Origin of the sequence: Mucilaginibacter lappiensis (assembly GCF_900155965.1) — a bacterium.
GTDB lineage: Bacteria > Bacteroidota > Bacteroidia > Sphingobacteriales > Sphingobacteriaceae > Mucilaginibacter > Mucilaginibacter lappiensis.
In genome coordinates this window covers 1-22,555 of the sequence record NZ_FTMG01000012.1, presented here as the reverse complement: position 1 = coordinate 22,555, position 22,555 = coordinate 1, and the positions used below count along the sequence as shown (strand labels likewise).

The following is a 22,555-nucleotide window of genomic DNA, read 5'->3' as shown; positions in this document are numbered from 1 at the left end:
ATTCTAAGCGCTCACCAATATGTCATTGCAAGGAGGAACGACGAAGCAATCTCGTAGCTATATCCTCCCATCCTGAGCGGAGAGAAGGATCTTCTTCTGTATGTCTATCGCAGACCCGCTCTTGGCCGCGGGAGGGCCAGTTACTTTGTAGCCACAAAGTAACCAGACCGAGCGAAGCGAGATAATGAGCTCCAATAAAAATAAATAAGTGCGAATAAAGGCTTTCAGCAGAAATGCATCTTTGCTGCACAAGGCCTTTGCCCCGCAAACCGGGCAAAACCAGGGCTGCAATTATTTTGCTCCACTTCGTTCCCACATTTCCTTACACTTCAGCAAAAACTTGCTATGCCCCGCAACCGCACAGCCCACCATTGTTCTGCCCGCTTTCGCCCGAAGCTGTTCTGCTGACGGGGAAAACCTAATGAACGGGGAAGAACAATAAAAAATCATGGTAATCCTTTAATCTTATAAATCAAGGTTCAGACAAATGCGTTAGCAGTGGATACCGAGTCCGTGCCTAATGCCTTGTGGCGTATAAGCGGATAGCGCGAGCCGAAGGCAACGCCCTATTGGGTTTCTCCACAAATTTTTCGTATATTTATAAAACCATCAGCCTGGTTCTCTTTTTATCAGAGAAACCGGGCTGTTTTGTTAAGGACAAAACAAGGCCAAAAATGGACCTATTTTAACACACTTTCTTGATAGTCAATAAATTAATACTTTTTAAAGTTTTAAAAACGACTCAAAACCATGTTAAAATTTGTTAAAAAGTGTTAAAATGAGGTTTTTTCGCGCGATTTTCACCCATTTTTAGCCCTAAAACGAGCAGAAAAGTGTTAAAATTTAAGGTTTAAAAAGTTTTCAGGCTGTAGAATGTTAAATGTTTTTACCGCGGCTCCGTTTTGTTGGAACAAATCTTATCAAAAGAGACCTCGTAACTGATACCTAATGATTTTTCGTACTCGGCGGTAAATTCGTCATACACCTTGCGGGCATATTCAATTCCCTTGATGCGGCGGAGTGCCTTAAGCTTGTATTTCAAAGCGGTATCATTAAACGGGTCGATATTTAAAACAACACGGGCAATGTCCAGCGCCTTACGGAAATCGCCACTTTCGTATACCTTTTTTACCTCGGGTAATATTACGGGCATCAGGGCTTCTTCGTACCCGAGCTTAATATCGTCCAGCCAGGTTTCGGGGATATACTGCAGCAGTCCCCCGCGGGCAATCAGGTCAAAGTATTGGAGGATAGCTGCTTCAGCAGCCTTATCAGGACCATTGATTTGCTCCAGGGTGTTGGTTACGATAAAGTAATCGCAAAAAAGGTTGTCGTCCAGCTTAAAACAATAGGTATCGTTCAAAAAGGTGAGTTCGATACCGCCTATATCGGCAATAATATTGCGCAGGTGATTAATTGTAACCCCTTTAATGTTCTTTGTTTTGGCCACATCTTTATCAGGCCATAAAATGGTGGATATTTTTTTGGATACCACGCCGGTCGCATTCCTGCTGTTGAGCAACAGGAGGATGAACAACTGTTTTATTTTGGGGCTGAACAGGTAAGTGATATCCCGGCTGTTCTTATCATACACGGTAAATTCACCTAACAGGTAAATAGCATTGGCGCGCTTTTCATCGTTCTTTTTATTAATAACGGCAACCCCGGTATCTTCTTCTTCAAGTGGTTCTGGTGCCGGTTGTTTCACCCGCCTTTTTTTGATGATCAGGAATGTTATACCAATTACCAGGATAGCCCCTCCGCCAAATATTACATACTTAAAAACCGGGCGGGGTGGGGCAATGGATTTTTGGGATTGTTCATATTCCTGCTGGCTTACCGGCGGAAATTCCAGCGCCAGGACGCGGATAGTTGACCGGTTAGGATCGGTAAATTCCTGTATGACGCAAAAAAACTCATCCTGTACAGGGTTAAAAAACAGGTTGATATCGCTCTCAATCCGTTCAGACGTAACCGGGATAGTTCCGCTCACTACCTGGTATGAGCCGTTCTTAATAGAGAATTTATATAACCTTAATTGGGTTTTTGGCCGTTCATGCGGGTAGCACAGGGCATAAAAATATTGGCCGTCTTTAGAAATGATGAGGTTGTTGGTGGGTACAAAATCCTCTTCATTGGGTTTGATTTCCCAGCATTTTTTGATGGTGTGATTAGTCAGATTAACCTGATACAGATCATAAAAATGCCTGCCGCCCACAATCTGGTTGCCAGACTGGTTGCCATAACCTCCGAATATATAAACCTCATTGCTTTCATTGGCCTGACTGCTGGCCGAAAAAAAGCGTGGGCTGATCCTGTCACCGGTAAATGTTGCCTTATCCCAACTGTCGGTTTGCTTATTAAGTTTAAAAAAATCATTATGATAGGCAAACGAGCCATAACCGCCAAAAAGGTATAGGTCGTTTTGATCCTTGTCGTAAAAAATGTTGTGATGGTGCCTTTGTTCTTTGATATTAGCGATCCCAACAACATCCCATTTCAGTGTATTGAGATCAAGCGAGGCTATGCAAGGACCGGGCTTAGGGGCCCGCAGCACCTCGTAGGCATACAGCTTATTCTCGCGGGTGTTGATGATACTTTTGCCCAGCAATAAGGGTACAGGCACTTTATTCTGAAATACTTTGGTCGATATACCACCGCTCTTCATATCATAGCGGATCAGCGAGTCGCTTTTAAAAACAAGCAACGACTGATCTTGAAGGTTAAAATTAGCGCCGGCTACTTCGTGAAAGCTAAATGTGACCCTTTTTTCCCAAAAGTAGGAGCCATTGATAAGCCAAACCGGGTTATCAACATGCCCAAGGATCTCACCTGAGCTGTCATGAACATCATTGCCAGACCATTCATTCAGCGGAAAGGTGTACGTTTTATTATCGTTGCTTATGGTTAAATTCTTAACGGCCATTTTAGGCACATCTGAGTAATGCGGATTTTTTCCAAAAGTGACGATCGGTGTTATCTGGTCATCAAAGCCGAAATCCACAGCCTTGTATACCTGACCATTTACATAAAAAGTCACCACATTAGCTTTGAGGTCAATATCAACTTTAACATTTATCCAGACCCGCTTATTCAATTGTGATAAATGAAGCGGGATCTTGATCTTGTTGCTTTTACTGTCGATATTAAAATTCAGTGCAGGCGAGCCGTTATAATTATAGATATAAGTTAAACTGTAGGAGTTTTTATGGCCGTCGATAATATTAAAAACATAACCCAGGTGTTCCTTATCCCATAACGACAGATCGAAGCTCATCCGTAAGTGGTCATGAAAAGTGGGTACATCGGAACTGAATACCGTATAAGAGGTGCGTTGGCCCATCAGGCTATCGTTGGAGTTAAACATTAACCCCTGTGCCTGGCTTTTAAGTGCGGGTGCAAATAAAATAAAAAGCAATACGATCTTATATACCTTTAAATGAAGTATTAAAACTTTCTCTTTTTTTATCATCGCAGGGAATCCGTTTTCAAAAAACTAACCTGGGCGGTCAGTCCAAATAACAATGCTAAAATATACTTTTTTTAAGTAACAGACGGACTAAAGACCATAGTGGTGTTCTCCTTTTTTATAAAATAGCGAGGGCATTAAAATAATGCCCATCCCTACTGGTTCCCTAACGTTTGAATGATTTTCGTTACAGGAAATATAATTCACTAAAAATATCGGTAATACAATTATTACATAGATTGACGGCCTATTGATGCATTACATGAAACATTTTTAACGTTCAGTGTATTAACACTATCAATACTAAGATACACAAGGCGTTAGCCTGCATAACCTTACGCTATGCTGTTATTAAAAAAACATATCCTCCTTTTAGTCGTGCTCGTGTCGGGTTGTTTTAGCCTTTATGCGCAGGATAGTACATTAGTTGGTACTACCATCAACTGGGATTTGGCAAAATGTATTGATTATGCCAAAAAGAATAATATCCAGATCAATACACTCCGGCTTTCACAACAGACCAGTCAGCAGGAATATCTGCTGGCAAAAGCAGCCCGCCTGCCAGATCTTTCGGGCTCAGCTTCGCAAACTGCTGCTCATGGCAACAATTTCAGCAACGGCGATAATGGCCGTCATTCGGGCTACAACCTGTCTGGTTCATATGGTTTAAGTTCAAATGTTACTATATATAATGGCAGCTATATCAATAACAACATCCAGCAAAAAAACCTGTCGGTACAATCGGCCAACCTGAACATTATACAGCAGGAAAACGATATTACCCTGCAAATAACCCAGGCGTACCTGGCCATACTGCTGGATAAGGAAAACATTATTTACAACACCGACCTGCTTAACACCACCAAAGCGCAGGTGGCCTTGGAACAAAAAAGATACAATGTGGGCAGTGTAGCCCGTAAAGATCTTATCCAGCTACAGGCACAGCAGGCATCGGATCAGTACACACTGGTGAATTCGCAAAATGCCGAGCGCGGTGACCTTATCACCTTGAAGCAACTGCTACTTTTGCCCAGCGACTCCCGGTTTGATATTACCAAACCCGATACTGTAATAGCGCCGATAGATACTGTAGCTGCTTTCCATGATGCGGAGCAAACCGCCCTGCAAAACCGTCCGGAGGTTAAAAACGGTGAGCTGGGAGTTAAAATAGCGCAATATGATGTAGATAAGGCCCGTGCGGGTTACAAACCAACGTTAACGGGTGGGGCATCCCTCAACTCGGGCTATGCCAACGGACAGGGCACCTCCTTCGGTTACCAGCTCAATAACAATTTCACCCAACAAATGGGACTTACATTGGCCATACCCATTTTTACCAAGCGGGTGGTAAAAACACAGGTGGAGGAAGCCAAAATCAACGTAAAACAGGCACAGCTCGATCTTACAAACACCCGCATCACCCTGTCACAAACGGTGGAGCGCGCTTACATCAACGTACAAAACGCGCGCAGCCAATACGATGCGGCCAGCGAAGAATATAAATACAGTAAGGAAAGCTACCGCATTGCCAGTGAGCAACTGAAAGTGGGGGTAGCCAACACAGTGGATTTTTTATTGCAGAAAAACCTGTACGTACAAGCCCAGCAGGCTTTTATACAAGCCAAATACAATACACTATTAACCTTAAAGATCTACGATTTTTACAGAGGGGTACCTATTAAATTATAACCACCTGATATCATGAAGAAAAGTTATAAAAATATCATCATCATAGTAGCTATACTGGTAGTACTGGTGCTCATCTGGTTTTTCTTTATCAGGAAACCAATCCCCCCGGTGGTACTTACTACGCAAAAACCAACCAAGGGGTATATAGCGCAAAGTGTTACTGCTACGGGTAAAATTGAACCTGTTGATACCGTTACCGTGGGTACTCAGGTATCGGGCATTATTAAGTTTTTATATGCCGATTTTAATTCAAAAGTTAAAAAAGGTCAGCTGATAGCTGAGTTGGATAAATCATTGCTGCAGGCCACACTTGATCAGATTCAGGGTAACCTTCAAAATTCACAAAGCCAGTTGGTTTATGCCAAAAACAATTTTAACCGGCAGGATCTCCTTTATAAAACAGACGCCATTAGCAAAGCCGATTATGATAGCGCGGTTAATACCCTTCACGCTGCCCAGGCCTCGGTAGTTAGCTCGGCGGCCGAGGTACGGCTTGCCAAACAGAATCTGGCTTATGCCGATATTTACTCCCCTATTGATGGGGTTGTACTTAACCGTAACATCAGCATAGGGCAAACGGTTGCTGCAAGCTTTAGTACGCCTACCCTGTTTGTAATTGCCAAAGACATTACCAAAATGGAGGTGGAGGCCAATGTTGATGAGGCTGACATTGGCGATGTAAAAGCTGGTGAACGTGCCTCATTTACCGTTGATGCTTTTATAAACGATCAGTTTGCCGGTACGGTTGAAGATATCCGGCTGCACCCTTCGGTATCCTCAAACGTGGTTACTTATACTACCATTATCAACGCGCCGAATGATGACATGAAATTAAAGCCTGGCATGACGGCCAATATCATCATTTACACCAAAGAAGTTAACGATGCCCTGTTGATACCTGCCAAGGCTTTAAGCTTTACTCCCGACTCCTCATTAATGAAAGATTATGAAATTGTGGGCAAGGTTGGGCATAAAGGCTCCAGGAAAAAAGCCGCGACAACAGGTGTTACCGATGATAATGCACAAGCTGCACATACCGGCAAAAGCCGCAAGGATAGCATAGGCGTCACCAAACAAACCGCGTTTGTATGGGTACTGGATGGTAAAAAACTGAGCAGAAAAAAAATACAAACTGGCTTAAATGACAATACACAGGTGGAAGTTTTAGGCGGCTTAACTGCCGATGATGCCGTAGTTACGGGTATCACCGGTGGCAATACCGGTACCCCAACAGCAACCAAAGCAGCAACCAGTCCGTTTATGCCGCAACGACGGGGAGGAGGCGGAAAAGGAAAATGAGCAAAACAATATTAGAGATACGCGAACTAAAACGTGAGTTTCAGATGGGCAGCGAAACCGTACGTGCACTCAAAGGCATATCCTTTACCGTGCAGGCAGGCGAGTTTGTTACCATTATGGGTAGCAGCGGCTCAGGCAAAACAACTTTGCTTAATATTTTAGGCTGTTTGGATAAACCTTCCATCGGCGACTATTTGCTGGATGGCGTGGATATCAAAAAACTATCACGTGACGAGCTGGCTCAGCTGCGTAACCACAAAATAGGCTTCGTTTTCCAGGCCTATAATTTGTTACCACGCACATCGGCTTTGGAAAACGTGGAGCTGCCCCTTCTTTATAATAAAGATATCAGCGTAAGCGAGCGGCGCGAAAGGGCTATTCACGCGTTGGAAGCTGTAAAACTGGCCGATCGGTTTGATCATACACCAAGCCAGCTATCAGGCGGGCAACAACAGCGGGTTGCTATTGCAAGGGCATTGGTTAATGAACCGGTCATGATCCTGGCTGATGAGGCCACTGGTAACCTGGATAGCCGTACCTCATACGAGATCATGTCTTTAATGCAGGACCTGAATGGGCAACAAGGTAAAACCATTGTATTTGTTACCCACGAACCGGATATTGCATCCTTCAGCAGCCGTACTATTCAGCTGCGCGATGGTAAAATTCAGAAAGATACTGAAAACAAAGAACCCCGATCGGCAAAAGAGGTATTAGCCAATCTCCCAGTAACTGATGACTATTAACCAGCAACCATGAATATATCAAACCTGATACGGATAGCTTTTAAGGCATTGCAGCGTAACAAACTGCGGGCATTTTTAACTATGCTGGGTATTATTATTGGGGTGGCAGCGGTTATAGCGATGGTGGCCATCGGTCAGGGGTCAAAACAAAGTATCCATGATCAGTTATCAAGCATGGGCTCCAACATGATCACCGTATTACCCAGCAGTAACCTTAACGGTGGGGTGCGTATCGCCGGCTCCAGTTTCCAGACCCTTACCGATAAAGATATCGTGGCCTTGAAACGGGAAGCGCAATATATTACAGAAATATCGCCTTCACTAACGGCAAAAGGCCAGGCTATTAACGGCGCCTTAAACTGGCCAACATCTATGCAGGGTGTAAGCCCCGATTATTTGGACATCCGTATGTTAACCTTAAAGGATGGCATTGCCTTTACACAGCAGGATGTACTTACCTCTGCAAAAGTGTGTCTCATTGGGCAAACTGTTATTGATAATCTTTTCCCGAACGGCGAAAACCCCATAGGTAAGGTGATCCGCTTTAACAAGATTCCCTTCCAGGTAATAGGGATACTAAACCCTAAAGGTCAAAACGCTTTCGGACAGGATCAGGATGATATTCTGATTGCCCCTTATACCACTGTTCAAAAAAGGATACTGGCCACTATTTATTATCAAAATATTTACGCGTCTGCCACTAACGAAGCAGTAACAGATGCCGCTACAACCGAAATGACCTCTATCTTACGCGCTTCGCACCGCCTTCGTGATAATGAAGACAATGATTTTACTGTGCGTACCCAGGCCGAATTAATAAATACATTAAGCTCAACCAGCGGTTTGCTTACTGTTTTGCTTACGGTAATAGCGGGTATATCATTAGTGATAGGCGGTATAGGTATTATGAATATCATGTATGTTTCGGTTACCGAACGTACACGCGAAATTGGTTTACGCATGGCTATTGGTGCCCGGGGAAAAGACATTATGCTGCAGTTTTTAATGGAGGCCATACTGATCAGTATCACCGGAGGCATCATCGGTGTTATTTTGGGTATAGTATCGTCCAATGTGGTTACCCTTACCCTATCCTGGCCAACCATTGTTTCTGAATCTTCGGTGGTATTATCTTTTATTGTTTGTGCGGTTACCGGTATTTTCTTCGGCTACTATCCTGCACAAAAGGCCTCCCGTCTTGACCCTATTGAAGCCCTTAGATATGAGTAAATCTCTATTTTTAATATCATTAGCAATCAAGCAATACGGCTTAGGTAAAGTTTTCCATGTGGGTTTACATGGTTTACACAATTCATGGTTAACATTGTTATATTTAATTGACAATCAAATAATTCTTTGAATTTTACCATCATATAGTGGGTTTACATGTAAACCCTCTCTGGGTTTCTTGAGAGGGGTACCCAAGGGGACTGCAAACGCTGCTCTACAAGTAGAACGCACACTCTCAACACTATTAACAATCAGTTACTTATGAATAAAAATGTTAATAAATGTTAAATCCACAGGTTAATTTGTTAAATCCTTTTGAATACTAAGGTTTTAGTTATACCTTGGTTTTCATAAAGAACCTTATGAAAATCACAATACCTGCCCTAATAATTCTTTGTTTAAGTACGGTTTCTGTGTTCGCGCAAAATACCTATTCCATTAAAGGGTCAGTTGCCGATACGGCCTCCAGTTCCAAATTAACCAATGCTACGGTTAGTGTATTAAACGCCAAAGACTCCATCCTCCAGAAATTTACAAGAGTAAAAGATGGCAACTTTGAAATAAACAATCTAAAAAAAGGGAAGCTGATATTGCTGGTAACTTACCCTGGCTATGCCGATTATGTAGACCGCTTCACCCTGGATTCGGCACATACCACGCATGATTTTGGTCGTATTAAAATGATCTTGAAAACCCAGTTGCTTGCCGAAGTAATAGTGAAGGCCAAAGTGGCTGCCGTTAAAATAAAAGGCGACACTACCGAATTTAATGCCGCGGCATTTACCGTGCAGCCCAATGCCAAAGTGGAGGACCTGCTCAAGGAGTTACCTGGTATACAGGTAGATAAGGATGGAAAAATTACAGCGCAAGGGCAAACAGTAAACAAAGTATTGGTTGATGGCGAAGAGTTTTTTGGGGATGACCCAACGCTGGTTACCAAAAACCTGCGTGCCGATATGGTTGACAAGGTACAACTATACGATAAAAAGAGCGACCAGGCTACATTTACCGGTATTGATGATGGCGTAAAAAACAAAACCCTGAATATAAAACTCAAAGAGGATAAAAAGAATGGCTATTTCGGCAAAATAGATGCCGAAGGAGGCACCGATAAATACTACCAGGAACAATTGATGTTTAACCGGTTCAAAGGCAAGCAAAAGTTTTCAATTTACGGCACAATCGGCAATACCGGTAAAACGGGTTTAGGATGGGAAGACAATTCAAAATACGGTGGCTCTGGCGGCTTAGACTTTGGTGATGGTGGTGAGATCTATTTTTATGGAGGTGGCGGTGATGATGGGTTAGATTCTTTTAGCGGTCAGTACAATGGCCAGGGTATCCCCTTGGCCCGTTCGGGTGGGGCGCATTATGATACCAAATGGAACAGCGACAAAGAATCGATCAATACCAATTTTAAAATAGGCTCTTTAAACGTTGATGGAACCCGCAACACGCAAACCCAAAATAACTTGCCGGGGGCTAACAACCAACCGGGGATTGTTTTAAACAGCAATAGTGACCAAAGCTTCCACGACCATATTTTCAGGCAAAAATTGGATGCTACCTATCAGCTAAAGATTGATACCTCATCCAATCTCAAAATATCCGTTGACGGAACAACCAAAAGCACCATCACCAATACTGATTACAGTACTACAAGCCTTCGTAATGATACCTTGCTCAATAAGAATACCAGGGGCGTTACCAATAATGGCGATCAAAAAATATTTAATGCCAACGTATTTTATAACAAGAAATTTAAAAAAGTGGGGCGCAGTTTTTCTATAAACATCACCGAGGCCTATAATCAAAATAAAACTAACGGATTTTTAAAATCAGAAACCGACTTTTTTGGCAAGCTGGGCGGTATCGATAGTACGCAGAAAATAGATCAGTATAAAACCGGGTTGAGTGAAAGTTCTATTCTCAACACCAACATTACTTACTCCGAACCCTTTACCAAAGCACTGGCACTGGTTGTAAACTATGGCATCAACATTAACAACGGCCGGTCAGACAGGCGATCGTTTGATAAAGACGCCTCCGGAGAGTATACCATACTGGATAACACGCTGAGCAATAATTTCAAGCTCAACCAGCTATCAAACCAGTTTGGGGCTATATTTAACTATAAAAAGAAAAAAACCATCATCAATTTTGGTTCCAAAGTATCCACTGTAAACTTTAAGCAGATAGATGAGTTTACCAACAATACGCTTACACGCAATTTTGTGAACTGGTACCCACAGGCCAGTTTTCAATACAAGTTTTCGCAACAGCAATCGTTCCGGATAAATTATAATGGAAACACCAGCCAACCATCTATTGACCAGATACAGCCGGTTAGGGTAAATACCGATCCGTTAAATATTACACTGGGTAACCCCGATCTTAAACCATCATTCACCAACCGCATCAGCGCGAACTACAATTCATACAAGGTTATCAGCGGACAGTCTATCTGGATAGGCGGTTCTTATTCGCGCACTATTAACCCTATTGTAAGTAATGTAACTACCGACGATTTAACCGGCGCGAGTACTTATCAATCATCAAACCTTAAAGGACATCAAACTTCCAACATGTATTTTAATGCCTACTTCGATCAAAAAATACCCAAGGTTGATGTTAATGCAGGTCTTGGTTTGAACATGAACGGAAGCAATTATTTTAACCTCAGCAACACTAAACTGAACCAAACCAAGCAATATAGCTATTCGGCCAGCTTAAGGTTGTCAAAATACAAGCAAAAGAAATACGATTTCTGGACTGGTGCAGGGCCAACTTATACCGTAAACTCTTCAACGTTACAGCCATTGATCAACAACAACGGGCGTGGGTTTAATGCTTACGGCGGCTTTAATCTTTACCTGCCTGCCAAGTTCCAGATAGGTACCGATGCTAATTACCAGTATAACGCGGCTACACAATCCTTTAGCCAGGATTACAGGCGGACTACTCTAAATGCCAATATCACCAAGGCATTTATGAAAGATGAAAGCCTTAAATTATCTGTTTCCGGGAACGATCTCTTGAACCAAAACGTCGGTTATAACCGTACAGGATCGGCTAATCTGCTTACCCAGGAGCGATACACCTCTATAAAAAGATACTTTATGCTTTCGCTTGTTTGGGATTTTAATCACATGGGCGGCGGCACACCTAAAAAATAATCACCATGAAATACATCATATTAACCATCACCATATTGTTTGCGTTGGGCAGCAATAGGCTGTTTGCTCAGAACAAACACTTTACCGAAAACGGCACCATTACGTTTGAAAAAACCATCAACATGTATGCCCTTCTTGAAAAGCAGATCAATAAAGACGACGAAAGCTATATGCGCCCGGCTTTTGAATCTTATAAGAAGAATCAAAAGCAATTTAAAGTGCTAAAAAGCACTTTAAATTTTGCAAACAACAAAACCCTGTATACGCCTATCGAACCTGAAACCGCTACCGGCGGCTTTTTTAGCGACAGCCCAATGGCCGGGCAAGTAAATACCGTTTTTACCGATCTGTCTGCCAGCATGGTTACCAATCAGAAAAAGGTATTTGAAGAAACCTTCCTGGTAAAAGATAGTACCCGGAAAATAAACTGGAAAATTACCACTGAAACCCGCGAAATTGCCGGCTATACTTGCCGTCGTGCTAACGCCCTGGTGCTTGATTCTATTTATGTAGTGGCTTTTTATACCGATGAGATCCCTGTATCAGGCGGACCTGAATTATTTAGCGGTTTGCCGGGAATGATATTAGGCGTGGCCCTTCCCCATGAAAATATGACCTGGTTCGCTACCAAGGTAACCGATATGCCTATTGAGGACAAGGCTTTGGCACCGCCAAAAAAAGGCAAGCAGGTTACTAACAAATCACTATACACCACGCTAACCTCTGTAATGAAAAACTGGGGCGAATACGCAAAGCCGTACCTTAAAGCATTCATGCTATAATACTATGCAACCAACCTGAACATTATACCAATGAGTTTACTGCAAATTGTGGTAAACAAACAAAGCCATACGTTATTTACGTATGGCTTTTTAATGGAATAGATCATTCCCATCAACATACTAACACACAGTTATACTGCTTTAATAGCCATGATCTTGTGTTCAAATTCCTCATTAGGGATATTGGATTTTCCTTTGATACGTGCCCGGTAATTGTAGATGGTATTTACAGAGTATTCCAGTATATGAGCTATCTTTTCAGTGTCGGTAATACCTAATCGGATCAGGGCAAAAATACGCAGATCGGTATTGAGTAACTGTTGAGGTAAAAGTTTAATATGGTTTTCTTTACCAAAAAGCGCATTATACTCTATAATAAAATTGGGAAACAGCTTCAGAAAAGCTTTATCAAAATTGATGAACAACTCTTCACGTTCCTTGGCCAGATCGATATTATCTATAAGCTTATGAATATCATCAAAACGTTTAGTAACTAACTTGTTGTCAACAGATCGTTTAAACTTATCCAGTTTATTAATGTATTCTGCTATCAGGTTAAAAAAGTAGCCGATATACTCTTCTTTTATCCGGTTAGCTTCATTCAATTTTTTAATACTTTCCTGTAAGTCATGGTTAGTATCCTGTATCACTTTATCAGCCTGCTTTAGTTTTTGTAGTTGTTTATAAATAATAACAGCAAATACCACAACAACAATAGCCAGCAAGGTTAACAGCGAGGCGTATAAGAACAAAACTTTACGCTGCTGCTCTACATAACTTATCCGTTCGCCTGCGATGATGGGAAAAATGGCACTTACCTGTATTTTGCGTTGGCGGGCTCCATAATAATCAGCATCGTCCCTGGCAGCTTTAATAAAGGTATAGGCATTTCTTACATCCCCTTGCTGATGCAGCAGCTGGGCCAGGTTGGTCATAGCGGCTGCTTCTTTGGTTGATGATTTTACATCGGCTATGGCGGCTTGTATCAACAAATTTATAGCTGCATCGGGTTGATTTTTGCGTATGTATATATCACTGAGTGTTGAAGTGGTAACAGCAAACTGATGATCTATTAGCCGGTGCTGATCCATCAATAGTTTCAAATTGGTTACAGCCGTATCAATGTGCCCTCTTTTAAGGGATTTTAAACCCTTATAATAAATGTAATCGAACGAGTTGATGGCGCATAGCCGGGTAGCTGAATCTATATATTTTTCGGCTCGGCTATTGTAAATGGGGGTATAGTAGTTGTCCTTATCAAAGTCGGCCAGGTCATAATAGGTCCGGGCAGTTAAAAAGTAGTATTCCCGCCGGGCCGCTGTATCCAGCAATTGAACATTCACTGTTTTTAAGGAATCAAAAGTTTCCTTAAACATCCCTGACGATAGCAATATGAACCCCAGTTTAATTCGGCTGTAAGCTATTTTGGTTGGATCATTTAACAGATGGCCAATCTGCTGCAGTTTTTGAGCATAATTAAAAGCCTCGTTATAGTTAAATGATTTGTATTCGTTATACAGCTTCAGACATACGTCGTATTTCAATACCAGGTCGGTATTGCCTGCATTACGAAGCTCTTTTTTAAGATTGGCTATCCTTGTTAGTTTAGCCTCATCAAATTCTTTCTTTTTTCCAAGAGTATTATTAAGTCGGGTTAAAAGACTGTCATTACCCTGGCCCATCACACATGAACCGGTTAATAATAAAAACAGGATAACAGGTAAACTTAGCTTCATATCGATAAGGCAGCGGTTAATAGTCCGGGATATTTCAGGTTCTTATTGGTTAATAAGTATAAACCATGCAAATAGTTTATATCTTAAAATTATAAAAATAAGTCAACATAAAACCCTTTGATCTCCGGAGTTAGTACAACTCGTTTCCAAAGATCAAAGGGTTCCTATTTCTGAAATTCCGCAGCTGCCTTAGGCTATCAGGCGTTGGCCAGCGCCCTATCCAAATGTACGTAACCGCCATCTACATAAATAAGCTGCCCTGTGGTATGGCTGGAGCGTGGGGACAATAAAAACGCGGTGGTACTGGCAATTTCTTCGGCGGTGGTCATCCGGTTACCCAGTGGTATTTTGGATTCAATTTCGCGTAATTTACTATCCGGATCTGGTAGCGTTTTTATCCAGTTGGCATAAAGCGGGGTCCAGCATTCGGCTACCACTATAGCATTTACCCGGATGCCGTATTTCAACAATTCAACGGCCCATTCGCGGGTTAAAGCGTTGCGCCCGCCATTTGATGCCGCATAACCAGAGGTATGGCCCTGACCGGTATCTGCCGTTTTGGAGGTGATATTTAATATCGCTCCTTTTGATTTTTTTAGTTCGGGTAAGGCATGATGGGCCATCAGGTAATAATGCACTACATTTTTATGTAAGGAAGCCATAAAACCTTCATAATCGCCGCTCTCTAAACCTACACCATCATTTACGCCTGCATTATTTACCAGGCCATCAATACGGCCGAATTGTGCAACAACCGCTTTAATAGCATTTTCGCTTGCCGCCGGGTCTGTCAGTTCGGCTACTACCTGGAAAGCTTTGCCTCCGGCTGCCTCTACAGCCTGTACCGCTTTCAGGTTATCTGCCTCCACCCGGCCTACTATGACTGGTATGGCACCTTCGCTAGCTAATACTTTTACAATCCCTTCGCCAATGCCTTTTGCACCACCGGTTACTATAATTACCTTATCAGTGAGTTCTAAATTCATCTTTATATCTTATAATTATCCAATATTGATCAATGAGAAACGGAAAGTTTCACCTCTTTTACCTTGAGGTTTTTTATCGCAAAATAAAACACAAACAAAAAGCAGGCTGCTGGTACCAGGTAAGCGATTTGTATGTTGGTGAGATCAGAAAGCCGCCCCATGATAGGAGGGAAAACAGCTCCGCCCACAATAGCCATGATCACCAATGACGATCCTTCTTTTGTTTTGGCACCCAATCCCCGGATACTTAGGGAGAAAATGGTAGGAAACATAATCGACATAAAAAAATCAACGGCAATTAAGGCGAATACCGGAAACTTGCCATGCAGAAAAACAGATACCACAATCAGTATTACATTGGTAATACCAAAAATGGCCAATAGTTTTACCGGGTTAATAAATGTCATTAAAAAGGTACCTATAGCCCTGCCAGCCAAAAACGCGAACATGCCTGCTGTTAAATAATAGGCTGCTGATTTTTCATCCATCCCAGCCACGCGTTCAGAGAAACGGATGAAAAAACTACCCACACAGGCTTGTGCACCAACATAAAAGAACTGTGCAATTACACCAAACCGTAAATTCTTTTCTTTAAACAGGGAACTCATCCTTTGAAAAAGCGACAGGCTTTCATGATGCTCCACTCCCTCGCCTTCTTCAACTATCTGGGGTAAATGTGTCCGGTATAAAAGTAAAGCTACAATGAGTACACCAACACCAATGATGATGAAAGGTGTTTGTACCGATGAGGCTTCTTTGTTCAGATAGTCATTTAATTGTGCCGGCGACATGGCTTTTTCCTGCGCTGCTGTTAAGGTTTTGCCCGATAAAATAACCAAGCCGCCAACCAATGGAGCTAAAACAGCCGCTAAACCATTAAATGACTGTGCAAAATTGATGCGCTGCGTAGCGCCTGCCGGATCGCCAAGGGCGGTAATGTAGGGATTTGCAGCAGTCTCTAAAAAGGCCGCGCCCGAAAATATAATGAATAATGCACCCAGGAAAAACGCATAATTACGCACAATAGAAGCCGGATAAAACAAAAATGCCCCGATCGAAAACAAGATCAATCCTAATAATATACCGCCTTTATAGCCATAACGTTTCATGAACTGTGCAGCAGGTATAGGCAACAGGAAATAGGCTATATAAGAAGCCGAATCAACCAATGACGATTGCAGGTCGCTCAATTGGCAGGCCTTTTTCAAATGCGGAATAAGGATAGGATTAAGATTTAGCGCAAAGCCCCATATAAAAAACAGGGAGGTGATCAGGGCTACGGCAAACAGATTGTTGTTCTTGGTCATTGGGTGGTTGTAATGGGTTTAATAATTAGGGTTTGAATATTTGTTTAAATGTTATGATTTTTATCATGCAGCGAATAGCCAAGTACTTTCAACGCTATTTTATCTAGGGCATTGATATCGCCCATAAAATGAAATACACTATGCTTATGCGACAATTTTTCACCTGGTTTTAAAAATGCTGCAGGTGATACACTTTCCAGTTCATAAAAGGGCCCCATTTGGCTGCCATTAGCCAAAGGGCCGTCATTATAGGCATTAACGGCATCACCGGTAAAGGGTGCTGTATCCGGTTTCCATTCCTGGTTTAAATAATCTCCTTTGGTATCCAGGTCAAAAAGCACAATGGTTAAAACATGATTAGCACCATCATAGCTGCCTAGTTTGTTTTTGGCGCGATTTGGCGGGATACCCAGCTTACCGCGCGATTTACCATCGGCCTTAAATAATAAGGTTCCGTTATTATAGGCTATCCTATCCTTAGGTATTTCACCAAAATAATTGGTGGTGGCTACTTTACCTGTAGCTTCCTCTTTGTAAGGCACAATAATTACCGTGCTAGGCGAAGGCGTAAACATATCCAGGCTCCACAAACAGGGCGCACCGGCAGTTTTATCCCAGACTGTAGTGCCGCTGTTGGTAATGGTATTTTCCGTAGTAAACCCAACAGATTTGATGGTACTGTCGAGAGTATCAATTCCAAGCATCTGTTTGATAGTTGCGGGCTCTAATATTTCAACATCACGCTGTAGTTTAATGGATAATGTTGTACCTGCATAATTTTGTATGCTGGTATTTTTGGTGAGACTGGCCTTTTTACCGCTTGATGAAACCAGGTCCCAGCTTTCGTTGTTGATGGCGGGCGGGGTGTGCCAGTTATCGAATTCCATTTTGGTACCCGGCTTAAAAAACAGGGAAAACCGGCCGCCTTCGGGCCCAAGCCACAAGCGGTCTTCACCACCATAGGCATTCATGTGAGCGTCGGGTTGTTTGGCATTAAAGGTTTCGTATTTTATCCAGCCAAAGCTTTTGCCATTTAAACCATCGGCAGTTGAGGTAAATATTTTAGCCTGGTATTTTGGTGAAATGATCACCTGTCCTTTGCCGTCATCGCTCTTTAAAACAACAACGCTATCCTTTGCTTTTAAAAACTGCAGATCGTAACCAAAAGTACCTTTGGTCGGTGAAGCAACTTTGGTATCGCAGGCATATAAACCGGTAAGCAGGAAAGAAACAAGCAGGATCTTAGTCGTTTTCATACCTTGTTATTTATGTTTGGGATTTAAAGCAATAGTATTAACGAGTGTCCCTATACCGTCGATGTTAATTTCAACTACATCGCCCGGCTGCAGGGTAAAAGTAGGAGGAGGTACCAGGCAGGTACCTGTCATTAAAAAAGCGCCCACAGGAAAATCACATTCACGGTGTAAATAACCCACTAATTCGGTTAAGGATCGCTTCATCCGCGATACGGTTGTAGCATCCTGATAGGCAGTTTCTCCATTACGTTTAATGACCATTTTAATACCCGATTCCGCTGCTATCGGTTCTGCCGCAACCAGTAAACAAGGGCCAAGCGCGGCGCTCTTTTCATATATTTTTGCCTGCGGCAGATACAAAGCATTTTCGCCCTCAATACTGCGCGAGCTCATATCATTACCAATGGTATAACCCTGTATGTTTCCTTTGGAGTTGATAAATAAGGTAAGCTCCGGTTCGGGAACGTTCCATTCGGAGTCTTTCCGGATATAAACTTCGGCTCCTGTTCCCGAAACCCGCTGTGCTATAGCCTTGAAAAACAATTCGGGGCGTGGAGCATCATAAACTTTATCATATAAACTCGCCCCGCCGGAGCTTTCCGATTCCTCCATCCGGGCATCCCTGCTTTTTAAATACGTAACACCTGCGGCCCAAACTTCCTGGCTGCCGATGGGTGGCAATATTTTTCCACTTAAGTGTTCGTTCTTCACTTCGTCATTGATGGGGGTGGTATCAGCAAATATCAATTGCAGGTATCCGGCCAGGTCATCACGGTTGATGAGACTGTCCCATTCATCATCAATAATATACGTGGAGTTGTTATGATCCAGTAAGATGCCTTTTGCTATTTTATATAATTTCATGAGGTAGGTATATACAATAACATTAATTAACTTCTAATTCATCACGAGAGGGGAACTTAGGGAAAGGGCCATGCGGGCCACTCTGATACCAGAAAACGGTAGAAGCGATATCATCCTGCAAAGGCATATATCGGCCACCCTGTCGCCAGCCCAGGGCCTGTATGGTAACTTTTAAACTTTTCTCAAATCGGATAGGGTCAGCAATATGCCAGCGATACAGGCCAAAGCGTTGGGCTATATTATAATGCCCGTCGCCACGGATCACCTGGTGCAGGCCGCTGTAAGGGCTACAAAATTCGGTGTATTCGGTTTTCTCTTCTTCTTTGCCATTGGCATCTTTATGGTGCGTATCAAAATCATATGATCCGCAGAAATAATCTTCGGTACCGGTGCCGTTTATGGTCGGGAACTTGGTATCGCCATCCATAAAAAATTTGATCTCGCCCTCACCCCACCAGCCATTTTTGTTGGAGCCATAGGCCAGGTAAGTACCCACATATTGGCCTTTGCCTTGGATACTATCAACCAACACATAATCCTTTTTATAAGGCAATGGGTTTACCCTGCGAAATTGCGCGTGAAAATAAGCGGCATCTTCGGGTACTTGAGTGAGTGTATAGTCTACCTGGTAATAAAGCACCATATCGCGGTCGTCGATATTTTCCATGGTGATACGGCATTTTTTGCGGAAAGGCATAGGCCAGTAGCAATTAAAAGCGCTGCCCGGGTTAACCGCTACTGCCAGCGACTGCAGCGGCGCGTATTTACCCCAACCCATGCAAAAAAAATCGCCTACGGGCACTTCAACAGATGGGGTGGCTTCATCGTCCCAATAAAAACGGAGTATAGAATAGCGCCAGTTTCCAGTTGGTGTCATCCAGATATGCTGAATAGCCCCGGAGCCGTCAATTTCGGCAACGGTATAGGTAGTTCCTTTTTTAATAATTACGCTTGGGCTCACTTTCCAGGTTTGCCCCAGTTCGCGGGAGGCATTGGCGCCCGTTCCGGTAGTGGCCATTCCACCTTTACCTTTTTCGCCGTTAAAATTCTCCGGACTTATTGATCGCGTTTTAGCATCAGACAAACGATAAATATTTCCAAGGTTTACATCGAGGCCATTAAATTTTTGCTGCCCGAATGCAGATGATGTAACAAGAACAAACATCCAGACTACTAAAGCATAATTCTTCATCATAAGGCTATTTATTAACAATTGCTGCATGCACTAATTGGAAATGCATATCGGTTTACATTGTTTGCAAATTCTCCCGGGACATAATATCTCAAGGTATTCACAATCTTATCAATAATTTTTAATTTATAAATGCGGCTTATCAGCATAACATACCTTTATTTTGGCATGGGATCGGGCTAAATCATTGATTAATGAAAGCTAATTTACATTTTATAAAAAATAAATTCATTTTTGCGTATGTCATTTCAGCTTATACTGAATAATCTTGCCAAGCATATTCATCTAACACCCGGTGAACAGGATACCTTTATTACCTATTTACAAACCAGAAAAGTAAAGCGGAAACAGTTTTTGCTTACCGATGGTGATATATGCAAGCATTCGGCCTTCGTTACCGCAGGCTGTTTACGAGGATATACGGTTGATAAAGCAGGTATTGAACACGTATTAAGTTTTGCACCGCCAGATTGGTGGATCGCTGATATGTATAGCCTCCTTTCGCAGAAACCCGGCATTTTGAATATTGAAGCGTTGGAGGATACGGAGATACTCCTATTATCAAAAGCCAACCAGGAAAAGCTATATCAACAAATACCCAAATTCGAACATTTTTTTAGGATACTGACCGAAAACTCCTTAGTAGCCAGTCAGCAAAGGCTGATTGATGGCTTGAGCCTGACCGCCGAAGAACGTTACAACATTTTTTGCAAACGTTACCCTACATTGATTGATCATCTGCCCCAAAAACAAATTGCATCATATATTGGCGTTACTCCCGAATTTTTTAGCCGGATGCGGAGTGAAATGGTGAGGAAGAAGTTTTAAGTCTAGAGCCTTTAGTCAGAAGCCAAAAGTGTATTCGATATTACTTTACAACTTAGGACTCAAAACTTCCGACTTAGGGCTTACTTTCTTAATCTACATCAAGTGTACATCGTTATTGTTGTCTTAAATTTGTTGTATACCAAAAAGGTAAATATCATGGCACAAACCATTTTACATAAAGCAGAAACCCGCGGTCACGCTAACCATGGCTGGTTAAGCAGCTATCAATCATTTAGTTTTGCCAACTATTACAATCCCGACCGGATGCAGTTTGGTGCATTACGTGTATTGAATGACGATACCGTAGATGCCGGCATGGGCTTTGGCAAACACCCACATGATAATATGGAGATTATTTCCATACCCTTAGAAGGCGACCTGGAACATAAAGACAGTATGAACAACGTAGCGGTGATCAAAAATGGCGATATACAAGCCATGAGTGCCGGTACAGGTATTTATCACAGCGAATACAATAACGACAGGGCCAGCCAAGTAAAGTTTTTACAGATCTGGATATATCCAAACAAAAGGAATGTGGAACCCCGGTATGATCAGCTTACCCTAAACCTGGCCGACAGACACAATAAACTGCAACAGGTATTATCACCCAACCCCGATGATGCTGGTGTGTGGATACATCAGGACGCCTGGTTTCACCTGGGCAAGTTTGATAAAGGTATCGACACAGAATATGCTATTAAGAAACAAGGTAATGGCGTTTATATTTTTGTACTGAGCGGTGAAGTTGAAATAAACGGACAGCTATTGAACACCCGCGATGCCTTAGGTATTTGGGATACCGATCGGTTTAAAATAACAGCACTTACTGATGCCGAATTTTTACTGATAGATGTTCCTATGGTATTTTGAATGATGATTGATAGAGCTTTGTTCGCCCCCTCTTTTTTGCCTTTGGCAGAAAGAGGGGTGCCGGGCAACGGGTAACGAATCATTCCACTGTTGATAAGAATTAAAATAATGAACCAAACACAAATATTAGTCATAGGGCGGCACCCGGAGATATTACAAACCGTGATACGCCTGGTGAATAACAATCCGGAATGGAATGCCACCGGTTGCATAACCGACGAAGAAGCTATCAATGTTTTTAAAATACAGGAATTTACCCTGGTATTACTGGGCGGTGGTATTGAAGAACAATCAGAACAGGATCTATGCGTTTTCTTTAGAGCCAATAAACCAGATATCAAAATAGCGCAGCACTATGGCGGTGGAAGTGGATTACTGAGTGCGGAGATTTATGAGGCTTTGAGATAAAGCCTCTTTTTATTCACTCCTGCATCGAAGCGCCTTTAGTATATCGGCAAATGTTCGCCAGGAAGGGATATCTGCATTAATTCCGGGATGAACATTATCATAGTAGCCTTGAATATCATCCGCATAAGTTTCCAAAGCTTCAAGAAAATCACTAAGCGAGGTATTTTTCCATGTACCGGTATTATTCTCAAGCTCGTTTCGTAAAGATCCCAAAAACTTTATGAAGGACTTACGATCCGTGATTTCCGTTTCTGATATCTGATTGCTCATAAAATCTTTTTGATTTAAAGATACTAATTGGGCTATATACAACAAGTCGATAAATCTTCCTTTTCCACATTGGATTATATCTCATCCCAAAAGCTATAAACACAAAAAAGCCCTTGACTGATTACTCAGCAAGGGCTTGATTTAAGATTGGGCACCGACCTACTCTCCCACGTTTTACCGCAGTACCATCGGCTCTGGCGGGCTTGACTTCTCTGTTCGGAATGGGAAGAGGTAGACACCGCCGATATAGGCACCTGAATATTTTTAGATTTGAGATGTTAGATATGAGATTTGAGACATACCCTTTTTAACAAACCATTTAATTACTTTTTTTTAGATTGATCAGCAGATTCTGAGTTCAGACTTTCGTCTAATATCTCATATCTAACATCTCATATCTAAGACAATAATTGAAAGAAGTGATTGAATTTCGAGAAAACAACA

At 42.3% G+C, this 22,555-nt stretch carries 17 protein-coding genes and 1 rRNA gene; 9 read left to right on the top strand and 9 right to left on the bottom strand.

Annotation, left to right across the window (positions count from 1 at the left end; all coding sequences use genetic code 11):
• Positions 1 to 886: 886 nt before the first annotated feature.
• A complete protein-coding gene (locus tag BW976_RS20015; RefSeq protein ID WP_076375786.1) occupies positions 887 to 3,472 on the bottom strand; it encodes a Kelch repeat-containing protein in 2,586 nt (861 codons plus the stop codon).
• Between the two features lie 339 nt (positions 3,473 to 3,811).
• Here BW976_RS20015 and BW976_RS20010 point away from each other — a divergent pair, with 339 nt between their 5' ends.
• From BW976_RS20010 to BW976_RS19985, 6 genes are all read left to right on the top strand, one after another.
• The gene (locus tag BW976_RS20010) at positions 3,812 to 5,158 is read left to right on the top strand and encodes a TolC family protein (RefSeq protein ID WP_076375784.1); all 1,347 of its coding nucleotides are present in this window, start codon (positions 3,812 to 3,814) and stop codon (positions 5,156 to 5,158) included.
• A 12-nt stretch (positions 5,159 to 5,170) separates the two neighbouring features.
• Positions 5,171 to 6,457 (top strand): efflux RND transporter periplasmic adaptor subunit, encoded by a 1,287-nt coding sequence (locus BW976_RS20005; protein WP_076375782.1) that lies wholly within the window; start codon positions 5,171 to 5,173, stop codon positions 6,455 to 6,457.
• On the top strand, positions 6,454 to 7,203 hold the full coding sequence (locus tag BW976_RS20000; RefSeq protein ID WP_076375780.1) for an ABC transporter ATP-binding protein: 750 nt from the start codon (positions 6,454 to 6,456) through the stop codon (positions 7,201 to 7,203). The genes BW976_RS20005 and BW976_RS20000 overlap by 4 nt, the downstream gene beginning before the upstream one ends.
• 9 nt (positions 7,204 to 7,212) lie before the next feature.
• Positions 7,213 to 8,433 carry an ABC transporter permease gene (locus BW976_RS19995; protein WP_076375778.1) on the top strand — a complete coding sequence of 407 codons (1,221 nt, stop codon included), beginning with the start codon at positions 7,213 to 7,215 and terminating at the stop codon, positions 8,431 to 8,433.
• Between the two features lie 362 nt (positions 8,434 to 8,795).
• Positions 8,796 to 11,609, top strand: a complete 2,814-nt coding sequence (locus BW976_RS19990) for an outer membrane beta-barrel family protein (protein ID WP_076375776.1) — start codon at positions 8,796 to 8,798, stop codon at positions 11,607 to 11,609.
• 5 nt (positions 11,610 to 11,614) lie between these two features.
• On the top strand, positions 11,615 to 12,391 hold the full coding sequence (locus tag BW976_RS19985; protein ID WP_076375774.1) for a GLPGLI family protein: 777 nt from the start codon (positions 11,615 to 11,617) through the stop codon (positions 12,389 to 12,391).
• 131 nt (positions 12,392 to 12,522) lie between these two features.
• On the opposite strand, the gene BW976_RS19980 is transcribed toward BW976_RS19985, so the two are convergent.
• From BW976_RS19980 to BW976_RS19955, 6 genes are all read right to left on the bottom strand, one after another.
• Positions 12,523 to 14,127 (bottom strand): DUF6377 domain-containing protein, encoded by a 1,605-nt coding sequence (locus tag BW976_RS19980; RefSeq protein WP_076375772.1) that lies wholly within the window; start codon positions 14,125 to 14,127, stop codon positions 12,523 to 12,525.
• A 197-nt stretch (positions 14,128 to 14,324) separates the two neighbouring features.
• Positions 14,325 to 15,113, bottom strand: a complete 789-nt coding sequence (locus BW976_RS19975) for an SDR family oxidoreductase (protein WP_076375770.1) — start codon at positions 15,111 to 15,113, stop codon at positions 14,325 to 14,327.
• Between the two features lie 29 nt (positions 15,114 to 15,142).
• On the bottom strand, positions 15,143 to 16,420 hold the full coding sequence (gene fucP / locus BW976_RS19970; RefSeq protein WP_076375768.1) for an L-fucose:H+ symporter permease: 1,278 nt from the start codon (positions 16,418 to 16,420) through the stop codon (positions 15,143 to 15,145).
• Positions 16,421 to 16,464: 44 nt separating this feature from the next.
• Positions 16,465 to 17,676 carry a DUF6786 family protein gene (locus tag BW976_RS19965; RefSeq protein ID WP_076375766.1) on the bottom strand — a complete coding sequence of 404 codons (1,212 nt, stop codon included), beginning with the start codon at positions 17,674 to 17,676 and terminating at the stop codon, positions 16,465 to 16,467.
• Between the two features lie 6 nt (positions 17,677 to 17,682).
• Positions 17,683 to 18,540 (bottom strand): fumarylacetoacetate hydrolase family protein, encoded by an 858-nt coding sequence (locus BW976_RS19960; protein WP_076375764.1) that lies wholly within the window; start codon positions 18,538 to 18,540, stop codon positions 17,683 to 17,685.
• A 22-nt stretch (positions 18,541 to 18,562) separates the two neighbouring features.
• Complete coding sequence (locus BW976_RS19955) at positions 18,563 to 19,735, bottom strand: glycoside hydrolase family 172 protein (RefSeq protein ID WP_245834753.1); 1,173 nt, start codon at positions 19,733 to 19,735, stop codon at positions 18,563 to 18,565.
• Positions 19,736 to 19,972: 237 nt separating this feature from the next.
• Here BW976_RS19955 and BW976_RS19950 point away from each other — a divergent pair, with 237 nt between their 5' ends.
• From BW976_RS19950 to BW976_RS19940, 3 genes are all read left to right on the top strand, one after another.
• The gene (locus BW976_RS19950; RefSeq protein ID WP_076375760.1) at positions 19,973 to 20,560 is read left to right on the top strand and encodes a Crp/Fnr family transcriptional regulator; all 588 of its coding nucleotides are present in this window, start codon (positions 19,973 to 19,975) and stop codon (positions 20,558 to 20,560) included.
• 156 nt (positions 20,561 to 20,716) lie between these two features.
• On the top strand, positions 20,717 to 21,433 hold the full coding sequence (locus BW976_RS19945) for a pirin family protein (RefSeq protein WP_076375757.1): 717 nt from the start codon (positions 20,717 to 20,719) through the stop codon (positions 21,431 to 21,433).
• Between the two features lie 108 nt (positions 21,434 to 21,541).
• Positions 21,542 to 21,841, top strand: a complete 300-nt coding sequence (locus BW976_RS19940) for a hypothetical protein (RefSeq protein WP_076375755.1) — start codon at positions 21,542 to 21,544, stop codon at positions 21,839 to 21,841.
• Positions 21,842 to 21,850: 9 nt separating this feature from the next.
• Here BW976_RS19940 and BW976_RS19935 read toward each other — a convergent pair whose 3' ends face one another.
• Together BW976_RS19935 and rrf are read right to left on the bottom strand one after the other, a co-directional pair.
• Positions 21,851 to 22,111 carry a DUF7660 family protein gene (locus BW976_RS19935; RefSeq protein ID WP_076375753.1) on the bottom strand — a complete coding sequence of 87 codons (261 nt, stop codon included), beginning with the start codon at positions 22,109 to 22,111 and terminating at the stop codon, positions 21,851 to 21,853.
• Between the two features lie 146 nt (positions 22,112 to 22,257).
• Positions 22,258 to 22,369 (bottom strand): 5S ribosomal RNA (gene rrf / locus BW976_RS19930).
• Between the last annotated feature and the right edge of the window lie 186 nt (positions 22,370 to 22,555).

What these genes read in the sequence shown, in the direction of transcription:
- BW976_RS19955 (WP_245834753.1), bottom strand. Translation starts at nt 19,735, where the DNA reads ATGATGAAGAATTATGCTTTAGTAGTCTGGATGTTTGTTCTTGTTACA.
- BW976_RS19975 (WP_076375770.1), bottom strand. Translation starts at nt 15,113, where the DNA reads ATGAATTTAGAACTCACTGATAAGGTAATTATAGTAACCGGTGGTGCA.
- BW976_RS19950 (WP_076375760.1), top strand. Translation starts at nt 19,973, where the DNA reads ATGTCATTTCAGCTTATACTGAATAATCTTGCCAAGCATATTCATCTA.
- BW976_RS20005 (WP_076375782.1), top strand. Translation starts at nt 5,171, where the DNA reads ATGAAGAAAAGTTATAAAAATATCATCATCATAGTAGCTATACTGGTA.
- BW976_RS20000 (WP_076375780.1), top strand. Translation starts at nt 6,454, where the DNA reads ATGAGCAAAACAATATTAGAGATACGCGAACTAAAACGTGAGTTTCAG.
- BW976_RS19945 (WP_076375757.1), top strand. Translation starts at nt 20,717, where the DNA reads ATGGCACAAACCATTTTACATAAAGCAGAAACCCGCGGTCACGCTAAC.
- BW976_RS19935 (WP_076375753.1), bottom strand. Translation starts at nt 22,111, where the DNA reads ATGAGCAATCAGATATCAGAAACGGAAATCACGGATCGTAAGTCCTTC.
- BW976_RS20010 (WP_076375784.1), top strand. Translation starts at nt 3,812, where the DNA reads ATGCTGTTATTAAAAAAACATATCCTCCTTTTAGTCGTGCTCGTGTCG.
- BW976_RS20015 (WP_076375786.1), bottom strand. Translation starts at nt 3,472, where the DNA reads ATGATAAAAAAAGAGAAAGTTTTAATACTTCATTTAAAGGTATATAAG.
- BW976_RS19965 (WP_076375766.1), bottom strand. Translation starts at nt 17,676, where the DNA reads ATGAAAACGACTAAGATCCTGCTTGTTTCTTTCCTGCTTACCGGTTTA.
- BW976_RS19985 (WP_076375774.1), top strand. Translation starts at nt 11,615, where the DNA reads ATGAAATACATCATATTAACCATCACCATATTGTTTGCGTTGGGCAGC.
- fucP (WP_076375768.1), bottom strand. Translation starts at nt 16,420, where the DNA reads ATGACCAAGAACAACAATCTGTTTGCCGTAGCCCTGATCACCTCCCTG.
- BW976_RS19940 (WP_076375755.1), top strand. Translation starts at nt 21,542, where the DNA reads ATGAACCAAACACAAATATTAGTCATAGGGCGGCACCCGGAGATATTA.
- BW976_RS19990 (WP_076375776.1), top strand. Translation starts at nt 8,796, where the DNA reads ATGAAAATCACAATACCTGCCCTAATAATTCTTTGTTTAAGTACGGTT.
- BW976_RS19960 (WP_076375764.1), bottom strand. Translation starts at nt 18,540, where the DNA reads ATGAAATTATATAAAATAGCAAAAGGCATCTTACTGGATCATAACAAC.
- BW976_RS19980 (WP_076375772.1), bottom strand. Translation starts at nt 14,127, where the DNA reads ATGAAGCTAAGTTTACCTGTTATCCTGTTTTTATTATTAACCGGTTCA.
- BW976_RS19995 (WP_076375778.1), top strand. Translation starts at nt 7,213, where the DNA reads ATGAATATATCAAACCTGATACGGATAGCTTTTAAGGCATTGCAGCGT.